Here is a 24,829-nt window from a genome sequence, read left to right as displayed (position 1 = left end):
TTATTTTATATTTCTAGTTTTTCCTGTAATTTTTCAATTTTATAATATTCATTTAGAAATATTGGTATTGATGGATAAATCTTTACTTTATTTTTACTTTTTAGTAATTCATTTTGAAATTTCAATATTTTATTTTTTTCTACATCTTTAAATTTCATTTCTAATATGTTTTCTGAATTATTAATATAAAATTTTATAATTTCCTTATATTGTGATTTAAGAGCCGTCATTCCCATGTTTCTAGTTTCATTTTTTATTTTCTTTTTAAAAACCTTAAAATCCTCCAACTTTTCTTCAAAGTTATTTTTTTCATAAATATAATTGCAACCAATAGGTTTATGGTATGCTTCTATCATTGGAAAACTTAAATATAATTTACCATTCTCAGTTTCATTTTCAAAAAAACTGTTTATTTCCGATATTTCATTTATCCTATCATATATTTTTTCAAAATTTTCATATTCTTCATTTAATTTTGAATGTAAATCATAATCAAAAAATAAATATACATAAGATATTTCGCTTGCTTTAAATTCTTTACTGATTTTATCTGAATATTTGTATTTTATATATCTGATAACGTCCATATTTTCATCATACTTTTCTTTAATATCTTTATAAAAAGCATAAATTGTTCCAATTTTCGCCCAAATAACTTCCCCTTTTATTTGAAATTCTTTTACTATATGTTCTATAAGTTTTTTATCAGGATCTTTCCCTTCCGTAAGTATCAAAATTTTACTCATATTCAAATACCTCTGTACGATACATTTTTTCTATATTATGGTATTCTTCTATTTTTTTATCAGTAATTTCTGAAAATTGTTTAATTTTACCTTTATCGTTTAAAACAAAATAACAGTCTGGACGTAAAATTTCATTATCTATCAAACTTGTCGCATGTGAAGATAATGCTACTTGCTTTATATTGTCATTTGAAAATAATCTTTCAAGTATGAATTTTGATAATGAATAATGAAAATAGGCATCAAACTCATCTATAAATAAAAAACTTACGTTTTTTATGGAAATTTCCATCCAAAAAAATAACAATGCCAAAATTTTAGTTCCACTTGAAGCAATTTTATAAAAATCCACTTGTTTTCCTGACTTAAACTCTATCAGTATTCTATCCTCATTTTGTACTAATTTTTGTTTTATTCCAGCTTCTTCTAAAAATTTCTCAAATTCTTTGACTTTATTTAAATCTATTATTCCTTTTAATATTTTTTCACTTCCATTACTATAACCCATATATGTATTACCTTCCTGCAAGGAACGAATCCATAACATATTGTCAATGAAATCAAAAAATTTATATAATGCCTTTTCTTTTATAATCGAGGTATTTCCTTTAATGTATTTTACTAATGATATTTTTTCAAATTCATTAACAGATAAATCTCTATTGAAATTTTCAAAATTTTTAACATATTCGCCTATCTCTATTTCTATTATATTGTTATCTTTATTGTATTCAATACAAAGTTTATCATTAATAGAAAGTTTTTCTTCTATTACAGTTTCACTGTCTATTTTTTTATATTCATATTGAACTTTATCTTTTCCAAATTCAAAAATATAACTAAAAGAAGCATTATCTTTATCATATAAGTTATAATTTAAATAGTTTTCATAATCTTTTAATTTTTTTTGCTTATCTGTTAAATGGTTAATAATATCAAAAATTGCAAGCCCAACGTTTGATTTACCACTTCCATTTTTTCCTAATATCAACATTTTAGAAATTATATTATTTTTTATTACATTTTCTTTAAAATTATAATTTCCGATATTTCCAAAGTCCAATGTAATATCTTCAAAATTTTTAAAATTTTGAACTGTGAATTTTTTTAACATCTTCCCTCCTCACATCCTTTTTTTAGTTTTTTCTCTACTCATGCTCCTTACAGCTCATCTCCTCAACCACAAGTTTAAACACACAAACCGCCTTCAACATTCTTTCATCAAATTCCCAGTCAGATTTTCCAGTATTTTTCTTCATGAGTTCCAGCAACGCCTTCATTTTTTCCTGTGAATCTTCAATAATCTCAATTTTTCCATTTCCGATTATACTTTGGAATCTAGCAGTGTAATTACAGGCTTTATCGCCTTTTGTGTAAATTTTGTGATTTGTGTCAAGTTCAAATCCTGCGTAGTTATTTTGTTTTATTATATCAAGTTTTCTCCCTGTTCTTGCACCGTGAAAATAAAAGGTGTAGTTTTCGTTTTCTTCGATAAAGCCAAAGTTTAGCGGGACAATGTAAACTTTTCCATTGTCATTTAAGCCAAGACGGCAACAGTCACAGGCTTTTATGATTTCTTTTATTTTTTCGTTATCTGTAATTTCTCTGTCCCGTCTTCGCATCTTTGTTTTTTTATTTTCCATTTTTATTCTTTCCTGTTCTTTTGTATCTTTAATATTTTTTTAAAATAGTCCTGAAATAACTCCGTTTTCATCAATGTCAATTAGCTCTGCCGCTGGTTTTCTCGGTAATCCTGGCATATCAATGATTGTTCCTGCCATTGCTACTAAGAAACCTGCTCCTGCTGATAATCTAATTTCATTAATTGTTATTTTAAATCCTGTTGGTTTTCCTAGCAATTTAGGATCATCAGATAATGATTTTTGTGTTTTTGACACACATACTGGCAATTTGTCGTAGCCATTTTCCACGTATTTTTTAATATTGTTAAGTGCTTTTGGTGCAAAATCTACCCCATCTGCTCCGTAAATTTCTTTTGCAATTTTTTCAATTTTTTCTTGGATTGATAAGTCCAGATCATAAAGTGGAGTGTATTTCTTGTTAGATTTTTCATTCTTTTCAATGGCATTTAGAACTTTTTCCATAAGCTCTTTACCACCTTCTCCACCTTTTTCCCAAATTTCACAGTTGGCAACTTCTACATCCATTTTGCTGCAAAAATCCTTTATTACTTGAATTTCAGCATCAGTATCAGTTATAAATTTATTAATTGCTACTACAACTGGCAAATTATATTTTTGCATACTTTCAATATGTTTTTCAAGGTTTACAAGCCCTTTTGTCAATGTTTCGATGTTTTCTGATTTTAAATCTTTATCTCCGCCATGATGCTTCAATGCACGAACTGTTGCAACGATTACAATAACATTTGGCTCCAAGTTTCCAAATCTAGCCTTTATATCCAAAAATTTTTCAGCACCTAAATCGGCAGCAAATCCAGCTTCAGTAACCACATAGTCTGACAATTTCAATGCCATTTTTGTAGCTAATAGCGAATTACATCCATGTGCAATATTTGCAAAAGGCCCACCGTGAATAAATACAGGTGTATTTTCCAAAGTTTGTACCAAGTTAGGTTTTATAGCATCTTTTAGTAATGCTGCTACTGCCCCTTGAATATTAAGCTGTTTTACTTTAAGCATTTCTCCTTTTCTATTATATGCAAAAACTATTTCGCCAATTCTTTTCTTTAAGTCAGTAATTGAGTCAGCAAGACAGAAGATAGCCATAATTTCTGATGCAACTGTTATTTGAAAAGAGTTTTCACGAGGTACACCATTTACTTTTGGTCCAAGTCCAACAACAATGCTTCTCAAATTTCTATCATTCATATCAAGTACACGTTTAAAAGTGATATTGTTTACATCAATATTAAGTTCATTACCAAAATGTATATGATTGTCAATGCATGCAGAAATTAAGTTATGTGCAGCTGTAATTGCGTGAATATCCCCTGTAAAATGTAAGTTTATTTCTTCCATAGGCACAACTTGTGACATTCCACCACCAGCAGCTCCACCTTTCATTCCAAATACAGGTCCTAAAGATGGCTCCCTAAGTGCTGCTATTGATTTATATCCAAATTTATTTAACGCTTGAGTCAATCCAACAGTAACAGTAGATTTTCCTTCCCCTGGAGGTGTTGGAGTAACAGCTGTCATCAAAATCAGCTTTCCATCTTTCTTTCCTGCATTTCTTTTTAGTACATCTAAACTAACTTTAGCCTTATACTTACCATATGGCTCAAAATCATCCTCTGTAAGTCCAATACTTTGTGCAATTTCACTAATTTTTTTCAATTTCGCATTTTGAGCGATTTCAATATCCGTCATCTCTAAATCCTCCTATATTTTCTATTATTTAATAAAAATCGAAAAAGCCGCAAACTGCTAATTAGAAAACTTTTCCGATATTCATTTATAATTTGTTCTTTTCAACTTTCTTTCAAAAATTTTATTAAAAGACTAATCATGCCTTTTTTTGTTATATAATATTATATCTTTTTGTAATTGTCAATATACATTGTTTAATATTTCATAAATATTTTAATTTTGAATAAAATTTAAAATAATGTCTGCTGATTTGTTTCTGACAATCCCTTAAAGCATCCATATTCTTTCATTAATTCAACAATTGTTTTATTTAGTTTTGTTCGTTTTACTAAATCTTCAATTGATAAAAAATTATTTTTTTTCCGTTCAGAAACAATATTTTCAGCAACGGCATCTCCAAGTCCATCCATCGCAATTAACGGCATTCTTATTTTTCCATCTTGTATTGTAAAAAGTTTTGCTTCTGATTTATAAATATCAATTTGTTCTAGTTCAATTTTACGGTAGTGCATTTCAATTAATATTTCATATAAAAATAATTCCTGCTTTTCTTTTGCATTTAAATTTCCTTTTCTGTCCATTTCCATTTTTGCTTTTTTCAAGTCATCTATTGACCTAAACATTGCTGTCATTTTAAAATCTCCAACTTTTCTGTTTAGAAAGGCTGTATAAAATTCAATTGGATAGTGGACTTTAAAATAGGCAATTCTGACTGCCATCATTACGTAAGCTACGGCATGCCCTTTTGGAAACATATATTTTATTTTTTCGCATGAATCAATGTACCATTGCTCTACACCATGTTCTTTCATTTTTTTTGAAAATTCTTGCCATTTTTGAGGATTTTTGGTAGGCTGACCTTTTCTGACAAATTCCATTATAGAAAAGGCTAATGACTTATCCAAGCCATCATCAATTAATTTATTCATAATGTCATCCCGTACCGTAATAATTTGGCTCAAGGTTGCAATCCCGCTTTTTACATAATCCTGTGCATTGTTTAACCATACATCTGTTCCATGCGAAAGTCCTGAAATTCTGACTAATTCGGCAAAAGTTTTTGGCTTTGTGTCAACGAGCATCTGTTTTACGAAAGATGTACCAAATTCAGGTATTCCTGATGTTCCTGTCGGAGAGCCAATTTCCTCTGAAGTTACGCCAAGTGCTTCAGTTGAACTAAATAAACTCATTACTTTTTTATCGTCAAGAGGAATCGTATAAATATCGACTCCTGTCAGATCTTGTAAAATTCTAAGTGTTGTCGGATCATCGTGTCCCAGTATATCCAGTTTTACAAGCTGTTCATCCATTACGTGGTAATCAAAGTGAGTTGTCTTGGAAGTTGACTTCATATCGTTTGCTGGACGTTGGATTGGGCAAAAGTCGTAAATTGACTTATCTTTTGGAACGACTATCATTCCGCCAGGATGTTGTCCAGTTGTTTTTCTTGCACCTTCACATCCTTTCGCAATTCTCATAATCTCTGCTCTTCTTTCTTTTATTTCAGGTGTTCCTTCTACTTCTTCAAGATATTTTTTCACATACCCAAAAGCATTTTTTTCAGCAAGTGTAGAAATCGTTCCCGCACGAAAGACATTGTCGCTTCCAAACAGCTCTTCCGTATATTTATGAATTTCTCCTTGATATTCCCCAGAAAAGTTCAAGTCAATATCTGGTACTTTATCTCCATTAAATCCCATAAATACTTCAAATGGAATGGCATGCCCATCTTTTATATATTTTGTACCGCATTTTGGACAATTTTTGTCAGGATAGTCAACTCCGCTTCCTTCTTCATTCATAAATTCCGTATGTTTACAGTTTGGACATCTGTAATGCGGATAAAGTCCATTTACTTCGGTAATTCCCATAAGATAGGCTACAATTGAAGAACCGACTGAACCACGTGAACCTACAAGATAACCTGCATCCACTGATTTATGCACAAGTTTTTGTGCAATTAAGTAAAGTACCGCAAATCCATTTTGAATAATCGAATTAAGCTCTTTTTCTACTCTTTCTTTCAGGCTTTCATCAATATTCTCTCCATAAAGCTCCTCAAGTCTTTTATAAGTCATTTTTCTTACTTCTTCTTCAGCTCCATCAATTTTTGGTGGATAAAATCCTGTTGGAACTGGTCTTACTTGCTCTATCATATCACTAATTTTATGCGTATTTTCCACAACAACTTCCATAGCTTCATCTTCGCCCAAATAATCAAAGGCTTTTAGCATTTCTTCAGTAGTTTTGAAATACAGCTTTCTGTCAAAAAATTCATATTCTTTGACTCCTTCTGTAATTTCAGTTTTCCACATTGTTCCACTTCCTAAAAGTAGCACATTTCTATTAATTGATTCATGTTCTTCAAGATATTGTGCATCTCCAGTTGCGACTACAATTTTATTCTGACTTTTTCCAAGCTTGTAAAAATATTTATTCATTTCTTTGATTATATCGTAATTTTCAATTTCCTTGCTAGCTCTTTCCACCATGTCAGTATAATTTGTATGAGGTTGAATCTCAATGTAGTCGTAAAATTTTGCTTTTTCTTCAATGTCTTCTTTTTCAGATCCCCTTAAATAAAGGTTTACAAGTTCTCCTTTATTTCTTTCAGAAGCTGAAGCTGAACTTGCGATTATCAAGTTTTTTCTCATGCTGTTTAACAAAGTTTTTGGTATTCTAGGTCTTCTCATTCCAAAAAACTCTATGTTTGAACGTGATACAAGTTCGTAAAGGTCACGAAGTCCTTCTTGATTTTTTACTAAAATTATTGTATTTAATGTTTCGGCATTTTGAATATTTGGCTGTAAATCTTTATTAATTTCAATCAGTTTTAAAATCCCTTTACTTAAAATCATATTCAAAAATTTCTGAAAGACTTCTGCAGTTGCCTTTGCATCATCGACAGCTCTATGGTGTGTTTCAAGTACAATTCCAAAGTATTTTACCAGATTGGCAAGACTATATCCTTTTAGATCAGGAAGCAATGTTCTAGCCAAAGGTAGCGTATCAATTACACTTGGCGAATATTCAAGGCTTTGTTCAATAGTTTTTTGCTTAATAAATCCCACGTCAAATTTTGCATTGTGAGCAACTACTGTAGTTCCTGTACAAAATTTAAGAAATCTTGGAAGTACAGTTTCTATTTTTTCAGCATTTGCAACCATTTCATCAGTAATCGTTGTAAGTTCTGTTATTTTTGGCGGAATTGGTATTTCAGGATTTATAAATTCTGAAAATTCTCCAATAATTTCCCTTCCACGCATTTTTACAGCTCCAATTTCAATTATCTTGTCATTAAATGGATCAAATCCTGTTGTTTCAATATCAAATACAACATAAATTTCATCTTCAATCATATTGTCCTTAGGATTTGTAATCAAGTCCTGTTCATCATCAACTACATAAGCTTCTATTCCAAAAATAACCTTAAAATCTTCATTTGCCTCTTTAAATGCGAATGGAAAAGAATGAACAACACCGTAATCTGTCACAGCAATTCCGCTATGTCCAAATTCTTTCGCTCTTTTTGCATAATCTTTAATTGACATAACTCCACTCATTTCACTCATATTTGTATGTGCATGAAGTTCTATTCTTTTTTTTGGAGCATTATCTTCTTTTTTTATATCTTTAGATTCAATGTTTTCAACTTGTTGAGTTCTTATGTATTTTTCTCCGTTATACATATCCGCCTCAAAACTTCCAGTAACTTTTACCCATTCTCCAACTTTTACTTGAACATCTTCAATTGTATTAAAGAAAATTCTACAACTGATTGAATCTGTATAATCTGTAATCATAAAGTCGCACATAAATTTACCGTTTTTAGTTTCTCTTATATCAAGATTAAATACTTTTCCTTCTAAAGCGACATTATCTCCAATATTCAAAATATCAAGCGTAGAAAAAGCTGCAGCGTCCATATCAGGAATTTTTTTTCGCCTATAGTTTCCGTTATTTGAATAATTGCTGTTGTTTTTATTGTTTTCGTATTTAGGCAATTCACTAGCCTTTACATAATTTAATTTATTTTGAGCATTCAAACTCTCAGTAATTTCTTTGAAATCTCCAGTTACAAATTCAATTTTTTCAGAATTATCAGTACATTCATAAATTTTATTTTTTAATTTTTCCTTCATGTTAGTTTTTTTAGCTTCTTCTATCAAATGGTTTGATGGCAATTTTATAAATATACTATTTTCTATGTTTTCTACTTCATAAGTTGCAAAAATATACTGATACTTTTTGCTTTCCTCTTTATAATTCTCAATCATAAACTTTACAAACCCAATAACATCTTTGCAAATTAGCTCAGGATTGACGTCTAATTTAATATTCAATTTTATTTCATCTTCAAAATTTTTGTAGATCAGCTGCCTTAAATCTTGTATTTCACTATGTGCAGCAAAATCATTAACCCGCAAAAAAATTCCTATCTCTCTTTTTTTTGAAAATAAATTAACATACTCAATCTCAAAATTTCTGATTCCGTATTTTCTAAAAAAATCATCTGATGGCTTAATTTTTAAGTATTTAGTGCTCACTTTTTATTTATCCCCCTTATTTTTTTATTTTTTATATCAAATAATTGTAACTTTTGAGTTTAGTTTTAAATCAATTTGGCTATAAATTTACTTGTGAAACAAATTTATTATATAATTTTTATAAAGTTTTATCAATATAAATTTCTCTGAAAACCTTGTTATTTACAAAACTTCCAGGTATAATAAGGTAAAGAGGTGATTTTATGAAAAATGAAAAAGAAAAAGTTATCGAATGGATAAAAAAATATTTTGAAGAAAATGGAAAAAACTGTAAGGCAGTTGTAGGAATTTCAGGAGGAACAGATTCTTCAGTTGTGACGGCACTTTGTGTGGCAGCTCTGGGACGGGAAAATGTGATAGGAGTTCTTATGCCAAAAGGAGTTCAGCACGATGTTGATTATTCCAAAAAATTAGTTGATTTTTTGAAGATAAAGCATTATGAAGTGAATGTGGAAAAGCCTGTGAATGACTTAAAGGAATTAATTTCGCAGCAAACGGGAGTAAATCCTGATGAATTTGACGCCTACAAAACTAATCAGCCTGCTAGAATACGGATGGCTGTACTTTATGGGATTTCTGCCATTATTGGCGGGAGAGTGGCTAATACTTGTAATTTGTCAGAAGATTTTGTGGGGTATTCGACAAAATTTGGAGATGCTGCGGGGGATTTTTCGCCAATTTCTGATTTTACAAAAACCGAAGTGCGAAAACTTGGATCTGAACTTGGACTTCCTGAAATGTTTTTGAAAAAAGTGCCTGAAGATGGAATGAGCGGGAAATCTGATGAGGAAAAATTGGGATTTAGCTATGAAGTTTTGGATGAATATATTAGAACGGGAAACATTTCAGATTTGAGAATAAAAGAAAAAATAGACTATTTACACAAAATAAATTTACACAAAATTTTACCTATGCCATCGTATAAAAAAGGAGAAAAATAAAATGAAACTAAAGCCAATTATAACATCACTGCTTGATACAGATCTTTACAAATTTAATATGAATCAAGTAATTTTTCACAAACATACTGATTTAGTCGGAGAATATCACTTTAGATGCCGTACTCCAAATATTTTCTTTACAAAAGAAATGGTTACGGAAATAAATGAGCAAATTGACCATTTGTGCAGTTTGCGATTTAAAAATGAAGAATTGAACTATTTGCGTTCGATAAGATTTATAAAGTCAGATTATGTTGAATTTTTAAGACTTTGGCATCCGATTAAGGATTATGTGACTACGGTGCTTGAAAATGGAGAACTTAGAGTTATTGTCTTTGGACCGCTTTTCAGTGCAATGCAGTTTGAAATTTACTTGCTTGAAATTATTAACGAAGTGTATTTTAGAATGAAGTTTAATTATGATGAATTGCTTGCTTCTGCAAAAGAAAAATTAGAAAAAAAGATTTTGGATTTTAAAAATAAAAAATATAACTTTAAATTTGCCGAATTTGGCTGTAGAAGACGTCTTTCAAGGGAATGGCAGGAAGAAGTAGTGAAAAAATTATCCAGCGAAACTCAAAATATGGTCGGAACTTCCAATGTATTTTTGGCAATGAAATACAATCTAGTACCAATCGGAACTTATGCACACGAATATGTCCAAATGTATCAGGGAATCGACTCGATCCCGCTATCTTACACAAATCATTACGCATTAAAAGACTGGTATGACGAATACAAGGGAGATAACGGAACAGCACTTACCGACACAATAACGACAGACTTATTTTTAAGGGATTTTGACAGAAGCATGGTAAATAACTACACAGGAGTGCGGCACGATTCCGGTGATCCATATATCTGGGCTGAAAAAATATTGAATCACTACCAAAAATATGGAATAGATCCAAAGACAAAGACACTTTTGTTCAGCGACTCGCTAAATTTTGACGAAGCAGAAAAAATTTATAAGACATTTAAAGACAAAGTTAAACTTTCTTTTGGAATAGGGACATTTATAACTAATGATACGAAAGAAAAGCCGTTAAATATCGTAATAAAACTTCAATATGTAAACGGAAGACCAGTTGCTAAATTGAGCGATGTGGAAGGAAAAGTTATGTGTGATGATGAAAAATATTTAAAATATTTGAAAGCATCGGTAAAATTTAGGCTGGAGCGGGAAAAAGAATATTAAAAAAATTTAACAAAAAAATAGCAAGAAGTCGTAGGCTTTCTATAAGTGGGAGATGAATTGCTTTTTTTGTAAAAAAATTGAAAAAAGGATATATCCATGATACAATTTTTGTATAAAATATCGAATAGAAATAATTAAAAATAATATTCAAAATCAAAAGGAGGTGTAATTTTGTGAAATATAATTTAGCATTCAAATACAGGATTTATCCAAATAAGGAGCAAGAATTATTGATAAATAAGACTTTTGGATGTGTTCGTTTTGTTTACAATACAATTTTGTATACTGCGAATAAAATTTATGAAGAAACTGGAAAAAATAAAATAGTTACACCTGCCAGTTTGAAAAATGAAAATCAATTTCTAAAAGAAGTAGACAGTTTGGCACTTTCAAATGCTCAATTAAATGTAAGACGATCGTTTACGAACTTTTTTCAGAAGAGAGCGAAATTTCCAAGGTTCAAATCTAAAAAGAATAGTGTTAAAAGTTACACGACAAATTGTGTGAATAATTCGATACGAATTGAGGAAAACAAATATTTGGTTTTGCCAAAATTGAAAAAAGTAAAATTGAAATATCATAGAGAAATACCAAAGGATTATAAAATAAAGTCGGTAACATTGACAAACAGTAATGGAAATTACTATGTTTCTGTTTTGACGGAATTTGAAAAAGAAATTCAAAAAATGCCAAGTAATGATAAAGTGATTGGACTTGATTTTTCAATGTCTGAATTATTTGTCAGTTCTGAAAACCAAAGAGCTGATTATCCAAAATATTTTAGGATGTTGGAAGAAGAATTGAAAAAATTGCAGAAATCATTATCAAGAAAAGTGAAATTTTCTAAAAATTGGTATAAGCAAAAAGCGAAAATATCAAAATTACATGAGTATATCAAAAATTGTCGAAGAGATTTTTTGCATAAATTATCGAAAAAATTGTCTGAAACGTATAATGCTGTGGTTGTTGAGGATTTGAATATGAAAGGGATGAGCCAGGCATTAAATTTTGGGAAAAGTGTAGGAGATAATGGATGGGGAATGTTTTTGAGAATGCTTGAGTATAAACTGATGTTTTTAGGAAAGCAATTTTTGAAGATAGATAAGTGGTTTCCATCATCGAAAACTTGCAGTAAATGTGGAAATATTAAAGAGGAACTGAAATTATCAGAAAGAAGTTATAAATGTGAGTGCTGTGGGATTGAAATTGATAGAGATTACAATGCAGCACTGAATATAAAAAACATTGGAAAAGAAATGTTAAAATATTAGGAAAATAAAAGAAGACAGGGTAGGAACTACCCAAAGAGCTTGGTAAATATATTTGGCTAGCAAAAGCAGGTACTTCCCAAGAAGCTCCCGCTTCTAAAAGTGGGAGTAGTTCACATCTGTAAATAAGCAGTTATAGTAGCAAGAAATCTTGAATCCTTGTAAAAATATAAAAAAATTTTGAAATTTTATATTTAATTTATAAAAAAACGGAGAAACTTTAATGAAAAAATATAAGACAGGCTTGGTTCTGGGAAGATTCCAGACATTTCACAAAGGACATGAATACATTATAAATAAAGCTCTTGAGATATGTGATAAAGTTTTGGTATTTATCGGTTCTAGCGATAAATCTGGAACAATTGAAAATCCTTTTTCGTATGAATTGAGAAAAAAAATGATAAAAAAAGTTTATGAAGAAGAAATCGTGGAAAATAAGCTGGTCATTTTTCCTCTTGCTGATTTAGGAGCTGGAAATGTTACAGAATGGGGAGATTATTTATTTTGTGAAGCAGAAAAAATCTTGGAAAAAGTTGACTGTATCGTATACGGTGAGGAATCTAAATGTAAAAGCTGGTTTAGCGAAAAGATAAAAAAATCTGTAAAGTTTATTATAATTTCTAGAGATGACATAAAAATAAATGCTTCAACTTTGAGAGAATATATGAGAGAAAATGATTTTGAGAGTTGGAAGGAATTTGTGAATGAAAAAAATTGGGATGAGTTTGGGAAAATGAGGGAAATTTTAAACAAGATATAAAATTATAATAATTTTTTTTGTAAATTTCATTTTGAAAAACAAAAATTATATTTTAGTTATTCGCTAAATTTTGTTGATTTTACCATTGATTAGACTTTTTTTTTATGATATAATTTTATATAATCAATTTAGGAGGAAAAAATGGGAAGACACGGTACAATAGCTGGGCGTAAGGAAGCACAGGATAAAAAAAGAGCTGCATCATTTACAAAACTTGTTAGACTTATAACAGTAGCAGCAAGAGGTGGAGAAAATCCTGAATTTAATGTAGCCCTAAAACATGCAATTGAAAAAGCAAAAGCAATTAATATGCCTAATGACAATATTAACAGAGCAATTAAGAAAGGAGCAGGAACTGATGGTTCAGCAGCCTTTGAAACATTGAGTTATGAAGGTTACGGACCTGCAGGAGTTGCTATTATTGTAGAAGCTCTTACTGATAACAAAAATAGAACAGCTTCATCTGTAAAAATGGCTTTTGATAGAAATGGTGGAAAACTTGGAGTTTCTGGATCAGTTTCATATATGTTTGGAAGAAAAGGTGAGATTATCATTGAAAAAACTGATGACATTGATGAAGAAGCGTTAATGGAAGTGGCACTTGAAGCTGGAATGGAAGATATGGAAACTTTGGAAGACAGTTTCTATATTACAACTGAAGCATCAAATTTTGATGAAGTAGCAGATGCCTTGAGAAATGCAGGGTATAAATTATTAGAAGCAGATATACAGTATTTGCCATCAATCGAAGTTGAAACTCTTGCTGAAAATGATTTACAAAAATTAAAAAAATTAATTGATACTCTAGAAAATGATGATGATGTTCAAAAAGTTCATCATAATTATGCTGGAGAATTATAAAAAACATACATTGCGGAATTAATTTTCCGCATTTATTTTTATAAAAGATAAAAAAATTATTACTATCACTTGAATCTGCTGAAGATTGAACTGTTAAAATATATAAACTTAGGAATTTTAGTAAAACAGTTATAGCTTTTGAGTTCAATTTTAAATCCTTACTACAAACTTTATTAGATATGTTCGATAACCTAAGTTTTTTTATCTATACAAGGGGTCAAGACCCCTTGCTTCAAGATATTTATTTTATTAAATTCTAAGTTTGTATAGTTATCGAACAGGTCTATTTAGAAAATAGAATCGAAGGCATATAATTAAAAATAGAGAATATATAAATTAGGAGAACAAGAAAAAAAGGAGCTATATTTTATGAAAAAAAATGGAGAAGAAACTATTACTCCAATAAAAAATATGAAAATAATTCAGCGAAATGACTTTCAAAATTTCACGCTTGATTCAGTCTTGCTTTCTGATTTTGTAAAAATTAATCGAAAGACTAAAAAAATTCTTGATATTGGAACTGGCTGTGGAATTATCGCTTTACTTTTAGCCCAACGTTCAAAGGCACAAATTACAGGTATCGAATTGCATCAAACAATGGCAGAAATTGCAAAACAAAATACCAAGAATAATAAATTTGAAAGCCAAGTTAAAATAATAAACGAAGATATAAAAAATTATAAAAATATTTTTAATTGCGATGAATTTGACACAATCGTCACAAATCCGCCATATTTTGAATTTACTGGTGAAATTTCTCAGATAAATAGTTTGGAACAGCTGGCAAATGCAAGACATAATATTAATTTGACAATTGAGGAAATCATAAAAATTTCTTCCTATTTATTAAAAAATATGGGCAGTTTTTCAATCGTATTCCGAAGCGAACGGCTAGTAGAAGTTTTAATGCTTTTACAAAGATATAATTTAGAGCCAAAAAGAATGAAAAATTGCTATACAAAGTGGAATGAAAATTCCAAAATTTGTTTATTGGAAGCAATAAAAGATGCAAAAAAGGGATTTTGTGTTGAGATGCCTATTTTTGTCTATGATAAAAATGGAGAAAAAAATAAATATATTGAAAATTTATATAAAAATTCAGATATAGAAATTAAAAACAAATAAAAAAATTATTATTTTCTTGCATTTTTTGTCAAATACTTGTATAATAAAAGCTAGTAAAAATAATTATAAATAATAGTAATAAAAAATATAATGATGTTTGGGATATTCCATTAAAAGTGAATATCCCTTTTATTTTAGAGAATTATACAACTTTTTTATTTTGCTAAAAGGGGCAAAAAAGGGGCAGAATAAAATTTTTAAATTTTGTTCAAAATATCTATCATTCTTTTATTTTCTTCTTCATATAAGTGAGCATAGGTATTTAATGTCATTTTGACGTCCTCGTGTCCAAGCCTTTTGGAAATGGCTAAAATATTTACACCTTTCTGAATTAAAAAACTTGCGTGAGAATGCCTTAAATCGTGCATTCTTATTTTTTTAACTTTAGATAGCTCTATATATTCAAGAAACCTTTTTCTAGCATATCCTCTTCCAAAATCAAACAATCTTTGGCTGTTTGCTGGCTTATAAATTCTATTTATTTGTTTTTTTAATAATTCAAGTGTTTTATCTGTAAGTGCAATTTTACGAATGCTACTCTCTGTTTTTGTCTTTGTTATAATATCTCCATTAAAACTTCTTGAAACTGTTTTATTAATATTTAATTTCTTATTTTCAAAATCCACATCTTTAATATTCAAAGCTATTGCTTCGCCAACTCTCATACCTGTCCAGAATAGCAGTGAAAAAAACACGACATCCTGTATATCCTCTATAACTGATATAAACTTTTGAAACTCTTCCAAACTCCAAATGGAAAACTCCCTAGTATTTTTTCTCGAACCAATCGTTTTTACTTTGGACATAGGATTAGATTCAAGATTGTAATATTTTACTGCAAAATTAAAAACACATTTCGCTTGGCTTTCGATAATTCTAAGGGTATTTTTAGAAAGGTTTTTTTTCAGAAGTTCATTTTGAAAGTTTCTGATATGGTTTGTATTTATCTCGTTCACCAAAATATTTCCAAAAATAGGCAGTATATAATTATTCATTGACTGTATTTTTCTAATAATTGTACTGTCTTTTACTTTTAGTCTGCAATCTTCCAAGTAAATTTCCCACATAGTTTTAAACGTTACATTTGAATTTGAGGCAAGTTTGTTTAAAAATTCTTGCTCCCATAACACTGCTTCTTTTTTGGTATTAAAACCGCTTTTTCTTTTTCTAATTGCTTTTCCTGTGGAATCAACAGTTCTTATTTCAACTTTCCATTTTTTATCGCCTTTTTCCTTATAAACCGACATATAAATCACTCCCTAAGTAATTTTGTAACGTTCGTTGAAATATTCAATCGCCACTTTTCCACGTTGCACACGTATTCCTTTTTGCTTTAATTCCTCGTTTAACTCCCTGATTACTTTATATGCTTGACTTAAACTTACTTCCAATATTTTCATAATATCCTTAGCATTATAAAAATATTTTTTTATTTTCATTTCCCCTCCATTTCCGTCATATCAAAGTAATTTGATATAACGTATTCTTTGCTTATTAAATATTCAACAACTTTTTCTAAACAACTGCTGCTAAAACTTTCATCTTCTATTTCTTCTCTATCAACAAAAACTTTTGCTACATATCTTATTTCATTTTCAATTTTGATTTTGTGTATCTCAGCATATTTTATCATTTATTATTTAATCCTTCGTTTTCAATTTTTGCAATGTATTATTCAACTTCTTTATTTCTTCTAAATGAATCGGATTGTTATTTTCTGTATAACAATCAATTTCAAAATGCATCCTTTTTTTATATTTTCAATTGCGTTACTAATGTTTTCAAAACATTCTACTTCATCTTCAAAATATGCTTTTCCATCGCAATCATAGTATACTGTTTCCTCCTGTTCTTCTAATTCGTTTTTATCCACTATATCTCCGTTTACAATATAAAATTCTTTATCTTCTTTAATTTTTTCTCCGTTCCAGTCACTTGTTGCCATTTCATTCCTCTGTTTCTTTCATTCCCCTTTTTTTATTAAAATATATCTTCCGAATTTATCTCATCATTATTTTCATTTTCGCTGTTATCATTTATTGTTTCATTTTCAGAAGCAACATCATTTTCGCTATCGGGATTATCCACATATTCAACTTCGACATTGCCGTTCGGCTCTATTTCTTTTATAACTGCTTGATCTACTTTTTGTGCAGTCTGCATTTCAATGCTTAGTATACCAAATTTACTTAACAATAGTTTTAATACAGTTTTCTTAGCCATGCTGTCGAAGTTAGTTTGCCAACTTGAAAATCTGCTTAAAAATGTCTTGCTGAACTTTTTAGCGTGTTCTCTTACTTCTTCCTTGCTCATTACATTGTATTTCTCAAATCCGTTTGTGGTTTGAAAATATGCAATATAATGAGTTACTTCATCGCTTATTTTACCATCGAGATTATATTTAAGTTCATCAGTAATCGGATCATAGCTTTCAAACTGTCCTTCGTAAAGTTCTGTAACATTTATTTTTTTGTATTGTCCTGTTCTAATTGCTAGTTGTATAAATCCTTTGTAGCCCAATTGGAATTGAGCTTCATTTTTCCCTTTGTTATTGTATGGTACAATATAGGCAAATCCTAAATTTGGGTCAATTGGTAAATCTAATGTTGCTGCTATTGCTCCAGCTTTTAAAATACTTTGCGGTTCAGCTTCTTGCAACTGCTTATTTCCATTTGTCGTATTTAATAATGACGTTAAAAATCCAGCCGCTTTATTTCCTAACAGTTCCTTGAATTTGTTTTTTGTTCTTTCATCATTTATCATTGATTTTAGTGTAGTTGTTCCAACTGTTCCTTTTGATTTTTTTGGATTTGTTAAAGTTCCTGCCATTTTATTTCATCTCCTTAAAATATTTTATGTTATTTTTATCTAAAAATTGTTTTAATTCTAACGCTTTTTCTTTAGAAAGCCCATTTACTTTTATGCAAATGTAAGTATCCTTTTTTTGAGTAATATCTGTTTCTTTTTGCTCTTTTTCTTGAAGAGCTTTAGCAATTGCTTCTTGCTTTTCAATTTCTCTTTTTCTTTCAAGTTCAGCGATTTCTCTTTGTTTTTCTTCTTCTGCTCTTATTCTTAAATTTTCTTCAGTTTGCTTAATTTCATTCATTTTATCATTTATTGCTTTAGAAATGACTGTATAGTCTTCTTGAATTAAATATTTCATGCTTTCAAATACAATTTTGAATTTAATTTCTTTATTTGCTTTTTCAATTTCCTGTTTTATGAAATTTTCTTTTCTGATTAATTCGTCGTATTGCTGTTGTATTTCGGCTTCAATATCATCCTCTTTAAATGTTTTGTTTTCCCATTTTTTGTTATCTATCAAGTAAACCAAATATTCGGGTCTATATTTAAATACAAATTCTTTTATTGATTTTATTTTTTCTCTTTTAGCATTATCTAATTCTTTTTCTTTGTCATGTAAATATTTTCTGACTGCATCAACTCTCTTGATTAAATTAATAAGTTTTTGATTGATTTCTTTTGTGTCAGCTGTTAAATAATCCATCAAATCCTTTTTAAATTTTTCAGCACTCGATTTTGTACTTGCCACTTCTTCCCTGTATTTTTTGATGTCTTTTACATCCGTAAACACAACATCATAAAGTTTTTCTATTTCTTCAACTTTTTGTTCAGCTTTTTCAAAATCAATCATATCTTTATCGATTCTAGCCGGAGTTATTTTTGCACTGTCAAAAACAAACTCCATTTTAGGCAGTTTGACCAATGCGGTTACATCTTTGTTTTGAGGAAATATTTCTCTCATTTCTGAAAAACTATAATCGTTTTCTATATCTTCAGTAAGTCCACTACCGTATTCAAACTCAAAAAATCTATCGCCAATTTTTTTTACAATTAACAAATCTTCATGCCATCTTCTTCTGTCTACTTCTTCCGAACTAATTTGTTCTCCGACCCAAGAAATTATATATCCCATTTCTTCTTCGTTAAAACTTCTATAATCATAACACTCATCATATAAAAAAAGTATTTCGTCCTCATTCAATTCTGAGATCTTAATCTCGTTATTTTGATATTTATTTTTTAATTCTTTTTTTCTTTCTTCCGTCATTTCTTTAACCTCCGTAAGTTTTTATCATTCTTGGTTCAGTGTTATTTTCAACACATGCCCAAAATTCAATTTCTTTATTTAAAAGTTCCTGTATCTCATCTTCCCAATCTGATCTATTGATTACAATTGTCTGCAACCTTTTATCTAAATCAAACGGTGTTGTATCTTTGTTTTTAAAACATTCAAATTTTATTTCAACAACTAATACGGCGTATTCATAGCCAGTCACCAAAAAGTAATGTAAAATTTGATACAAATAGCTTTCAGGAATGTTGTTTTGCCATTCCTCAACATATTTATTCCACTTATTGATTGTAGTTGTCTTTATTTCAAGTATTCCTTTTTTGCCTTTGTAAACAATTTCTCCGTCCAAATTAGCTCGTATGAAATCGTACTTCGGATGTATATACATTTTATCGACTTCCAAAATATTCTTGTCAGGATTGTCTATTTTATATGAATAAAATATATTTTTTTCCAAATCTTTACCTCTTTGAGCTGCTAGACTAGTGAATTTTTCATTTACTCTTCCAGTTTTATCATTCCAGACATCAATAATATTTTTATATTTATTTTTTCCCATTATTGCCCCTGCATCGCTCCCACCGATTCCTTTTTTTCTGATGTTAAGCCACTCTTCTTCGTTAGCATAACTTATTTCTTTATATTCCATGCTTCTCCTTTCCCACCTATTTACAAGACCTCATGAATTCCTTTACTACTCTAGGACACCACCACAGCAATATAGCCATCAAAAACGGAAACACCACATTGCCACCTGCTATCCAATGCCCTTTAACTCTGATCACTTCAATCTGCATTAGAGCAGTTGCTACAATTAGAACTATCCATTTCGTTGTATTTGTCATCCAATCACTCCTTTTTCTTTGTCTAAAATAATATATATTAATCCCAACGAAGTATGTAAATTCTGCACTTCAGGATTTTCAAAAGTTTTTCCTTGTTTCATTGTCAAGTCAATTCTTTTATGTAATGCCTCTGCCATTTCTCTAATTTGTTCTTCTGTTTTCATATTCCTCCTATTCTTTATCCTCAGCCAGCAATACCTGATTTGCCCAAATGCTTTTTGATAAGCCCTTTGTTACTCTTGACGTGCTTTGTGATGCTGACTAAAAATATTGTTTGTATTAACTTAATTGTGCCATCTATAACAGTTAAAAATTAAAAAAATAAATATTAGAAAAGAAGACTCATTATGACAGTTCTGCATATTCTAGTAGCTATGCCTTGTGCAAAAATATGCAGCAACATAGATGGCACGATTAAACTAATACTTTTTTCTTGACTTTTTAAAAAAAATAATGTAAAATCATATAATAAAGAGATTAAAAAACGTTTTCTTGTTCTCTTTGCTAGCAACTTGTTTAAATCGGTTTTGGCTAAACCGTTTCATATCTGTTGTTTAATAAGTTCTGGCTGTCGAAAGATAGTCAGTTTTTTTATTGAAAAAAGATTGAATTAATGTTATACTTATTTCAGTTCTCTACCCAGAGAAAAACTTATGATTTAACAACAGATATGAAAGGGGGTGTAACCCTCCTATGGGAAGAGACAAAAAAGGTCTGTATATCCTTAGAGCTTCTTTTACTGATAAGAGTGGCGTAAAACATTACGCCAAAGATTACGGTAAGAAGTGTTTTAAAATTTACGTAGGTAAATAATAAATTCTAAGGGTAGAGGACATATTTTACGAGTCGTCTAGCCAACGGCTCTTTTTTATTGATTCCCACCTACTATTTAATTTTTATTGTCCTAAAAGATAATTAATATCTTATCCAAACCCACAACAGTATTTGTTATAGGCTTGGTAAAACATTAATTTTTTTAGTTATACCTTTAATCTCTGTGTTATAATATTATTGCTAAATAAAACTATAACGAAAGGAGAAAGTTTATGAAAATTAAAGGTATGGATTTAACTAAGATTAAAGAAGTTTATCAAACAAAATCAATTTCTGATGTCAATTCAAAATTAAAAGAAAATTGGATATTACTTGAAATTTTTACAACTTCTTATGATCCTGAAATATTTTATAAACATCAATCGGTTGTTTTTGTATTAGGTAAAACTCTGTAACCGAGTATGTAAATTATCTTATCTTTATAAGCTAGTGTTTCTAATAAACACCAGCTTTCTTTTAATAATTTGTTTACTACTTTGTAATCTGTTTCTTCTCTTATTTCTTTTATTGAGAACATTATTTATCATTCCTTTCTTTGAATTTTAAGATTTATAACGATTGATAAAACATCAATTTATTTCCAGTCTGGATTTAAAATTAGTCGCTTTGGCTGTTTTTTGTTAAATAGCCTTTTGATTCTGTTCTTTAATTTTTTTGCTTCCATTTCCTCTCTTACTTTTTTGCTGTTTTCGTTTACCATTTTTAATCCGTCAAATTTCATCTTTCTACCTCTATTCTATAATTATTTTTCTTTGCTTTTTTTATCACTTCTTTTGTACTTATCTCAAAAACACTTTTCATCTCCAGAACTTTTAAAAGATACACTCTCAAAGGATAAAAATGTTTTCTTTGCATTACGAATTTATTATCTTTGTATAAAGTGTATTTTATTTTGTTGCCCTCCTTTTCAAAAATTTTATATCTGCATTGTTTTTTAAAAAACGTTCTATAAGTTTTTGAGTTCCATCTGCTGTTGTTTTACACCTTTTTGAGACAACTGACAATTCAAACTCGTTCAATCCTGTTCTCACGTCTCTTTTCGTGAGTTTCAAGTCACTTAGGGCTTTTGCAAGTTCACACATCTTTTCCATTGTTATCCCACCTTTTTAGTTTCAACGATAAACGTTTCCATTCTTTCGTTTTCTTCGTACCAGTCCACTCCGCCGTTACAGTCTTCATAATAGACTGTATCACAAACTTCTCTTTCGTCTTCGTAATAAAAGTTCTCAAAGTATTCCAGAACTTTCATAACTTCTTTAGTTGTGTAGCCATCCAATATCCAGCTCATAAGCCATTTGTTGAGCCATTCCTGTGTATATTCGATTTCATCATCATCGTTTACTTTTAGTTCTTTGCTGGCGATAATATCAAATACTATGCCTCTTACTTCTTTTTCTAGATCTGTCATTTTTTTATCTCCTTCTATATTTTTTGTTATTTCATTTGACAAAATGCAAATGAATGATTAAAAAAATAATATTTTTTCATTTACAAGATTATTATACTATATAATTTTACATTTGTCAAATAATTATTTGATTTTTTTCAAATCATTTTACAAATGTCAAAAAATAAGGTATAATTTTAATAATAATAACGGAGGTTAAGAATATGAATAAAATAGAAAGGGTTTCTAACGAAATCAGAAAAAGACGTGAAGAACTTGGGTATTTTCAGGAAGATGTTGTTGATAAATTGAAGAAAGAAGGTGTAGATATTTCAGTTTCAGCACTTTCTAGAATTGAAAGCATGGAAAGGCAAAAATTGGATACGAATTTATTAATTGCTTTGTCTAAAGTTTTGAAAAAAGATTTTATTGAAATGTTAGGACATAATCCAGAAAAACATTCAAGTAATATATCTGATGAAGTATTTAATAGTTTTATTCAAATCCCTCTTTTTGGTATGGCAAGTGCCGGGAATGGTTTGATTGAATATACAGATAATATCGATGAAATAGAATATATAAGTTTGCCTAAACTGAATGGGAATATTAAAAAAAGTGATTTTGCTACAAAAGTTCGTGGAGACAGTATGGAACCGTATTACCATGATGGCGATATTATTGTTGTTGATACTGGATTTTTTGACATACGATCAATGAACGGAAAAGAAGGTGTCGTGTATTATGGAGAGGAAAAATTTTTAAAAAAAATTTTCTTCGAGGAAGGAACAGGGAATTTGATATTAAAATCTTATAATCCAGCCTATGCAGATATAGTGATTCAAAATTATGAACTTGATAAAGTAATATGTAAAGGAATTATTAGTATGGTTGTAAGTATGAGAAATAGAAAAAGAGTTTAAGATAGGGGGTCAAAAATTGAACAAGAAAAAAATTGGTTTATTATGTTTTGGTGCGTTATTAATTTTTGCTTGTGATTCAGAAGCGGGTAACGCTAAGTCTTCGCAAAAGGCTTCTAGCAAACTGTTAGATATTTTTATTTCTCCTGAAAAAAAACAGGAAAATTCAGAATTCGAACAATTAGAAAAAGAAATAAATAATTTTGGATTTCCTGCTGTTTCTGAAAGTAATATTAAAAATTTTAATTTGCTTAATAATAAAATTAATAATTTTATAAAAAAATACTCAAAATCCAAAAAACGATTAGAAATATTAGCAAAGTATAAAGAAGATTTAAAAGATTATTCATTTGTAATACAGAAATATTATGAGTTGAAAAATTCTAAAAGAAGTCAAGAACTTGAAGGAATTATGTATGAATGGAATATATCAGAATCACACCCCCGAAATGAAAATATTGGTAAAATTTTTAAAAAATCGAAAAATGTCATTAATCAATTATATCAATCAAAAGCTCAACAATTCGAAAAAGAAAGATTAGCAATAGTTGAAAATATAAATAATCCAAAACTTCAAAATAAAATTGCTGAAAAAGAAATCAAAATTAATAAAAACGTTTCTCAAAATAACTTGTATTTCAAAAGTTGTAAAGAAGCTAGAACCAAGGGTTATGCTGGGATATTAAAAGGACAGCCAGGATATAGTCAAAAACTAGATAAAGATGGTGATGGAATAGCTTGTGAATAACTTGGTTTATATAAAGAAGTCAATTGGCTTCTTTTTTTAAAAAAGTATTTGACAAAATGCAAATTAAAAGTTATAATAAATCGAGGTGAAAAAAATGAACAAAAAAATAAAAAAAAATTCTGAGCACAAAAGATTTTTAAAATTGAAAATTGACAAAGATCTGACATGGAAAAACATTGAAAAAATAACAGGATATACTAGGCAAAATATAGATCATGCTTTTAAAAAAAATACTAAAAAAACTATTCGTAAAGTTTTTGAAAAACTTGACATGGTTTAATTTTTTTATGCAAAATCATTTGACAAAATGCAAATAAAGTAAATGAAAATCCAGGAATCGAGGTAGGAGGTGTGAGATGAACGAGAAAGAAAAAAGAATAACCGAACTTCATAGTTTAGTTTGTGACTTAAGAAATAAAGTTTTAGAAACTACCCCAACATTAGATTTACAAGAAATAACTTTTATAAAAGAAATGCTGGGGGTGGAATTAATGTTTTTATTTTCTAGTGAGCCATTGGAAAATAGTGTTTCCGACAGCTAATGCAATATTAGAATGTTTGGCTAGTAAATCAGAAAATTTCTCAAAATTACTTTTTTCAATTTTGGTATTGTTCTCAAGAAAAGTTTCCAAATATGTTGCGAATTTTTCTAATTCAGCTTTATCTTCTGTTTCTTGAGAAATAATATCTCTTAAATTTGTGATAGAGTTATCAAAATTCATAGTTGCATTTTGCTGAGTACCAACGATAGAGCTATTTACAGTACCAATATTAAAAGTATTTGAAATTGAAGATTTTTCAGCATTGGATTTATATTTTGCCATATAATAGCATAAAACGTTTTCATGAATTTTAGGTTGAGCGTCGATTATTAGATATTCTTTATTTAATAATTTTAAAATATCTCCATCTAAAATTTCGGTAGGTTGAACAGTTTGGATTGTATCAGGGTACTCTTTACTGCAAATGAATCCTTTTACAGTACCTATTTCTTGACCATTTCTGATTATCGTGAAATCGTTAGATCTTTTTTCGGCAAGTTTCAAACCTTGCTGAATACTTCTTAAAAATTTTGACATAATAACACCTCCTTTCTTGTGGATTTAATTTATTTGGCGATATTATTATAACTCGAAAGGGGGTAAAAGCGAAATAAGGGAGGTGAGATAAATGAACTGGAAAAAAATATTGCTACAAATAATT

General features: G+C 29.3%; 28 protein-coding genes. 11 read left to right on the top strand and 17 right to left on the bottom strand.

From position 1 onward, the window contains the following. Nucleotides 1–5: 5 nt before the first annotated feature. From ACO409_RS00140 to ACO409_RS00120, 5 genes are all read right to left on the bottom strand, one after another. A complete protein-coding gene (locus ACO409_RS00140; protein ID WP_485553818.1) occupies nucleotides 6–746 on the bottom strand; it encodes a hypothetical protein in 741 nt (246 codons plus the stop codon). Further along, nucleotides 739–1,860 carry an AAA family ATPase gene (locus ACO409_RS00135; protein ID WP_485553817.1) on the bottom strand — a complete coding sequence of 374 codons (1,122 nt, stop codon included), beginning with the start codon at nucleotides 1,858–1,860 and terminating at the stop codon, nucleotides 739–741. Before ACO409_RS00135 ends, ACO409_RS00140 begins: the two co-directional genes overlap by 8 nt. Nucleotides 1,861–1,894: 34 nt before the next feature. Next, nucleotides 1,895–2,389 (bottom strand): pyridoxamine 5'-phosphate oxidase family protein, encoded by a 495-nt coding sequence (locus ACO409_RS00130; protein WP_485553816.1) that lies wholly within the window; start codon nucleotides 2,387–2,389, stop codon nucleotides 1,895–1,897. A gap of 39 nt (nucleotides 2,390–2,428) precedes the next feature. Then, nucleotides 2,429–4,099 carry a formate--tetrahydrofolate ligase gene (locus ACO409_RS00125; RefSeq protein ID WP_485553815.1) on the bottom strand — a complete coding sequence of 557 codons (1,671 nt, stop codon included), beginning with the start codon at nucleotides 4,097–4,099 and terminating at the stop codon, nucleotides 2,429–2,431. A gap of 230 nt (nucleotides 4,100–4,329) precedes the next feature. After that, entirely contained in the window at nucleotides 4,330–8,646 is a 4,317-nt protein-coding gene (locus ACO409_RS00120; protein ID WP_485553814.1) for a PolC-type DNA polymerase III, read from the bottom strand. Nucleotides 8,647–8,849: 203 nt separating this feature from the next. Here ACO409_RS00120 and nadE point away from each other — a divergent pair, with 203 nt between their 5' ends. The 6 genes from nadE to ACO409_RS00090 all read left to right on the top strand — a co-directional run bounded on the left by nadE (nucleotide 8,850) and on the right by ACO409_RS00090 (nucleotide 14,799). Beyond that, on the top strand, nucleotides 8,850–9,587 hold the full coding sequence (gene nadE / locus ACO409_RS00115) for an NAD(+) synthase (protein WP_485553813.1): 738 nt from the start codon (nucleotides 8,850–8,852) through the stop codon (nucleotides 9,585–9,587). Between the two features lies 1 nt (nucleotide 9,588). Next, the gene (pncB, locus tag ACO409_RS00110) at nucleotides 9,589–10,785 is read left to right on the top strand and encodes a nicotinate phosphoribosyltransferase (RefSeq protein WP_485553812.1); all 1,197 of its coding nucleotides are present in this window, start codon (nucleotides 9,589–9,591) and stop codon (nucleotides 10,783–10,785) included. Between the two features lie 173 nt (nucleotides 10,786–10,958). Beyond that, on the top strand, nucleotides 10,959–12,056 hold the full coding sequence (locus ACO409_RS00105) for an RNA-guided endonuclease TnpB family protein (protein ID WP_485553811.1): 1,098 nt from the start codon (nucleotides 10,959–10,961) through the stop codon (nucleotides 12,054–12,056). Nucleotides 12,057–12,276: 220 nt separating this feature from the next. After that, complete coding sequence (locus ACO409_RS00100; protein ID WP_485553810.1) at nucleotides 12,277–12,813, top strand: adenylyltransferase/cytidyltransferase family protein; 537 nt, start codon at nucleotides 12,277–12,279, stop codon at nucleotides 12,811–12,813. 141 nt (nucleotides 12,814–12,954) lie between these two features. Continuing rightward, nucleotides 12,955–13,674, top strand: a complete 720-nt coding sequence (locus ACO409_RS00095) for a YebC/PmpR family DNA-binding transcriptional regulator (RefSeq protein ID WP_485553809.1) — start codon at nucleotides 12,955–12,957, stop codon at nucleotides 13,672–13,674. A 369-nt stretch (nucleotides 13,675–14,043) separates the two neighbouring features. After that, on the top strand, nucleotides 14,044–14,799 hold the full coding sequence (locus tag ACO409_RS00090; RefSeq protein ID WP_485553808.1) for a tRNA1(Val) (adenine(37)-N6)-methyltransferase: 756 nt from the start codon (nucleotides 14,044–14,046) through the stop codon (nucleotides 14,797–14,799). A gap of 197 nt (nucleotides 14,800–14,996) precedes the next feature. Here the strand turns inward: ACO409_RS00090 and ACO409_RS00085 are convergent, their stop codons facing one another. The 8 genes from ACO409_RS00085 to ACO409_RS00050 all read right to left on the bottom strand — a co-directional run bounded on the left by ACO409_RS00085 (nucleotide 14,997) and on the right by ACO409_RS00050 (nucleotide 19,904). Beyond that, on the bottom strand, nucleotides 14,997–16,046 hold the full coding sequence (locus tag ACO409_RS00085; protein WP_485553807.1) for a site-specific integrase: 1,050 nt from the start codon (nucleotides 16,044–16,046) through the stop codon (nucleotides 14,997–14,999). A gap of 12 nt (nucleotides 16,047–16,058) precedes the next feature. After that, complete coding sequence (locus ACO409_RS00080) at nucleotides 16,059–16,238, bottom strand: helix-turn-helix domain-containing protein (RefSeq protein WP_485553806.1); 180 nt, start codon at nucleotides 16,236–16,238, stop codon at nucleotides 16,059–16,061. Continuing rightward, the gene (locus ACO409_RS00075; RefSeq protein ID WP_485553805.1) at nucleotides 16,235–16,432 is read right to left on the bottom strand and encodes a hypothetical protein; all 198 of its coding nucleotides are present in this window, start codon (nucleotides 16,430–16,432) and stop codon (nucleotides 16,235–16,237) included. The genes ACO409_RS00080 and ACO409_RS00075 overlap by 4 nt, the downstream gene beginning before the upstream one ends. A 60-nt stretch (nucleotides 16,433–16,492) precedes the next feature. Continuing rightward, nucleotides 16,493–16,744 (bottom strand): hypothetical protein, encoded by a 252-nt coding sequence (locus ACO409_RS00070; RefSeq protein WP_485553804.1) that lies wholly within the window; start codon nucleotides 16,742–16,744, stop codon nucleotides 16,493–16,495. Between the two features lie 35 nt (nucleotides 16,745–16,779). Continuing rightward, on the bottom strand, nucleotides 16,780–17,628 hold the full coding sequence (locus tag ACO409_RS00065; RefSeq protein WP_485553803.1) for a recombinase RecT: 849 nt from the start codon (nucleotides 17,626–17,628) through the stop codon (nucleotides 16,780–16,782). A gap of 1 nt (nucleotide 17,629) precedes the next feature. Further along, nucleotides 17,630–18,871 (bottom strand): hypothetical protein, encoded by a 1,242-nt coding sequence (locus ACO409_RS00060; RefSeq protein WP_485553802.1) that lies wholly within the window; start codon nucleotides 18,869–18,871, stop codon nucleotides 17,630–17,632. A 4-nt stretch (nucleotides 18,872–18,875) separates the two neighbouring features. Then, nucleotides 18,876–19,544, bottom strand: coding sequence for a lambda-exonuclease family protein (locus tag ACO409_RS00055; RefSeq protein WP_485553801.1), 669 nt, complete (start codon nucleotides 19,542–19,544; stop codon nucleotides 18,876–18,878). 192 nt (nucleotides 19,545–19,736) lie between these two features. After that, the gene (locus ACO409_RS00050; RefSeq protein WP_485553800.1) at nucleotides 19,737–19,904 is read right to left on the bottom strand and encodes a hypothetical protein; all 168 of its coding nucleotides are present in this window, start codon (nucleotides 19,902–19,904) and stop codon (nucleotides 19,737–19,739) included. A gap of 882 nt (nucleotides 19,905–20,786) precedes the next feature. Between ACO409_RS00050 and ACO409_RS00045 the strand changes: the two genes are divergently transcribed. Next, nucleotides 20,787–20,969: a hypothetical protein gene (locus ACO409_RS00045; protein WP_485553799.1), complete on the top strand. Its 183-nt coding sequence runs from the start codon at nucleotides 20,787–20,789 to the stop codon at nucleotides 20,967–20,969. A 179-nt stretch (nucleotides 20,970–21,148) separates the two neighbouring features. On the opposite strand, the gene ACO409_RS00040 is transcribed toward ACO409_RS00045, so the two are convergent. The 3 genes from ACO409_RS00040 to ACO409_RS00030 all read right to left on the bottom strand — a co-directional run bounded on the left by ACO409_RS00040 (nucleotide 21,149) and on the right by ACO409_RS00030 (nucleotide 21,982). After that, a complete protein-coding gene (locus ACO409_RS00040) occupies nucleotides 21,149–21,295 on the bottom strand; it encodes a hypothetical protein (RefSeq protein WP_485553798.1) in 147 nt (48 codons plus the stop codon). A 166-nt stretch (nucleotides 21,296–21,461) separates the two neighbouring features. Then, nucleotides 21,462–21,665 carry a hypothetical protein gene (locus ACO409_RS00035; protein WP_485553797.1) on the bottom strand — a complete coding sequence of 68 codons (204 nt, stop codon included), beginning with the start codon at nucleotides 21,663–21,665 and terminating at the stop codon, nucleotides 21,462–21,464. Nucleotides 21,666–21,667: 2 nt separating this feature from the next. Continuing rightward, nucleotides 21,668–21,982 carry a hypothetical protein gene (locus ACO409_RS00030; RefSeq protein ID WP_485553796.1) on the bottom strand — a complete coding sequence of 105 codons (315 nt, stop codon included), beginning with the start codon at nucleotides 21,980–21,982 and terminating at the stop codon, nucleotides 21,668–21,670. A gap of 203 nt (nucleotides 21,983–22,185) precedes the next feature. On the opposite strand from ACO409_RS00030, the gene ACO409_RS00025 reads away from it, so the two are divergent. The 4 genes from ACO409_RS00025 to ACO409_RS00010 all read left to right on the top strand — a co-directional run bounded on the left by ACO409_RS00025 (nucleotide 22,186) and on the right by ACO409_RS00010 (nucleotide 24,168). After that, nucleotides 22,186–22,881, top strand: a complete 696-nt coding sequence (locus ACO409_RS00025) for an XRE family transcriptional regulator (protein ID WP_485553795.1) — start codon at nucleotides 22,186–22,188, stop codon at nucleotides 22,879–22,881. A 16-nt stretch (nucleotides 22,882–22,897) separates the two neighbouring features. Then, the gene (locus ACO409_RS00020; RefSeq protein ID WP_485553794.1) at nucleotides 22,898–23,626 is read left to right on the top strand and encodes an excalibur calcium-binding domain-containing protein; all 729 of its coding nucleotides are present in this window, start codon (nucleotides 22,898–22,900) and stop codon (nucleotides 23,624–23,626) included. A gap of 94 nt (nucleotides 23,627–23,720) precedes the next feature. After that, nucleotides 23,721–23,906: a hypothetical protein gene (locus ACO409_RS00015; protein WP_485553793.1), complete on the top strand. Its 186-nt coding sequence runs from the start codon at nucleotides 23,721–23,723 to the stop codon at nucleotides 23,904–23,906. A gap of 76 nt (nucleotides 23,907–23,982) precedes the next feature. After that, nucleotides 23,983–24,168, top strand: coding sequence for a hypothetical protein (locus ACO409_RS00010; RefSeq protein ID WP_485553792.1), 186 nt, complete (start codon nucleotides 23,983–23,985; stop codon nucleotides 24,166–24,168). On the opposite strand, the gene ACO409_RS00005 is transcribed toward ACO409_RS00010, so the two are convergent. Next, nucleotides 24,124–24,705 (bottom strand): hypothetical protein, encoded by a 582-nt coding sequence (locus ACO409_RS00005; RefSeq protein ID WP_485553791.1) that lies wholly within the window; start codon nucleotides 24,703–24,705, stop codon nucleotides 24,124–24,126. The two genes, ACO409_RS00010 and ACO409_RS00005, sit on opposite strands and share 45 nt — an antisense overlap. Between the last annotated feature and the right edge of the window lie 124 nt (nucleotides 24,706–24,829).

The organism is Leptotrichia sp. (genome assembly GCF_057270615.1).
The sequence above is the reverse complement of the archived record's forward strand: the minus strand, read 5'-3'. Positions and strand labels throughout refer to the sequence as shown.

Coding starts and splice junctions, on each gene's coding strand:
- ACO409_RS00140 (WP_485553818.1), bottom strand. CDS start 746: ATGAGTAAAATTTTGATACTTACGGAAGGGAAAGATCCTGATAAAAAA.
- ACO409_RS00135 (WP_485553817.1), bottom strand. CDS start 1,860: ATGTTAAAAAAATTCACAGTTCAAAATTTTAAAAATTTTGAAGATATT.
- ACO409_RS00130 (WP_485553816.1), bottom strand. CDS start 2,389: ATGGAAAATAAAAAAACAAAGATGCGAAGACGGGACAGAGAAATTACA.
- ACO409_RS00125 (WP_485553815.1), bottom strand. CDS start 4,099: ATGACGGATATTGAAATCGCTCAAAATGCGAAATTGAAAAAAATTAGT.
- nadE (WP_485553813.1), top strand. CDS start 8,850: ATGAAAAATGAAAAAGAAAAAGTTATCGAATGGATAAAAAAATATTTT.
- pncB (WP_485553812.1), top strand. CDS start 9,589: ATGAAACTAAAGCCAATTATAACATCACTGCTTGATACAGATCTTTAC.
- ACO409_RS00100 (WP_485553810.1), top strand. CDS start 12,277: ATGAAAAAATATAAGACAGGCTTGGTTCTGGGAAGATTCCAGACATTT.
- ACO409_RS00095 (WP_485553809.1), top strand. CDS start 12,955: ATGGGAAGACACGGTACAATAGCTGGGCGTAAGGAAGCACAGGATAAA.
- ACO409_RS00090 (WP_485553808.1), top strand. CDS start 14,044: ATGAAAAAAAATGGAGAAGAAACTATTACTCCAATAAAAAATATGAAA.
- ACO409_RS00085 (WP_485553807.1), bottom strand. CDS start 16,046: ATGTCGGTTTATAAGGAAAAAGGCGATAAAAAATGGAAAGTTGAAATA.
- ACO409_RS00080 (WP_485553806.1), bottom strand. CDS start 16,238: ATGAAAATAAAAAAATATTTTTATAATGCTAAGGATATTATGAAAATA.
- ACO409_RS00075 (WP_485553805.1), bottom strand. CDS start 16,432: ATGATAAAATATGCTGAGATACACAAAATCAAAATTGAAAATGAAATA.
- ACO409_RS00070 (WP_485553804.1), bottom strand. CDS start 16,744: ATGGCAACAAGTGACTGGAACGGAGAAAAAATTAAAGAAGATAAAGAA.
- ACO409_RS00065 (WP_485553803.1), bottom strand. CDS start 17,628: ATGGCAGGAACTTTAACAAATCCAAAAAAATCAAAAGGAACAGTTGGA.
- ACO409_RS00060 (WP_485553802.1), bottom strand. CDS start 18,871: ATGACGGAAGAAAGAAAAAAAGAATTAAAAAATAAATATCAAAATAAC.
- ACO409_RS00055 (WP_485553801.1), bottom strand. CDS start 19,544: ATGGAATATAAAGAAATAAGTTATGCTAACGAAGAAGAGTGGCTTAAC.
- ACO409_RS00050 (WP_485553800.1), bottom strand. CDS start 19,904: ATGAAAACAGAAGAACAAATTAGAGAAATGGCAGAGGCATTACATAAA.
- ACO409_RS00045 (WP_485553799.1), top strand. CDS start 20,787: ATGAAAATTAAAGGTATGGATTTAACTAAGATTAAAGAAGTTTATCAA.
- ACO409_RS00040 (WP_485553798.1), bottom strand. CDS start 21,295: ATGAAATTTGACGGATTAAAAATGGTAAACGAAAACAGCAAAAAAGTA.
- ACO409_RS00035 (WP_485553797.1), bottom strand. CDS start 21,665: ATGGAAAAGATGTGTGAACTTGCAAAAGCCCTAAGTGACTTGAAACTC.
- ACO409_RS00030 (WP_485553796.1), bottom strand. CDS start 21,982: ATGACAGATCTAGAAAAAGAAGTAAGAGGCATAGTATTTGATATTATC.
- ACO409_RS00025 (WP_485553795.1), top strand. CDS start 22,186: ATGAATAAAATAGAAAGGGTTTCTAACGAAATCAGAAAAAGACGTGAA.
- ACO409_RS00015 (WP_485553793.1), top strand. CDS start 23,721: ATGAACAAAAAAATAAAAAAAAATTCTGAGCACAAAAGATTTTTAAAA.
- ACO409_RS00010 (WP_485553792.1), top strand. CDS start 23,983: ATGAACGAGAAAGAAAAAAGAATAACCGAACTTCATAGTTTAGTTTGT.
- ACO409_RS00005 (WP_485553791.1), bottom strand. CDS start 24,705: ATGTCAAAATTTTTAAGAAGTATTCAGCAAGGTTTGAAACTTGCCGAA.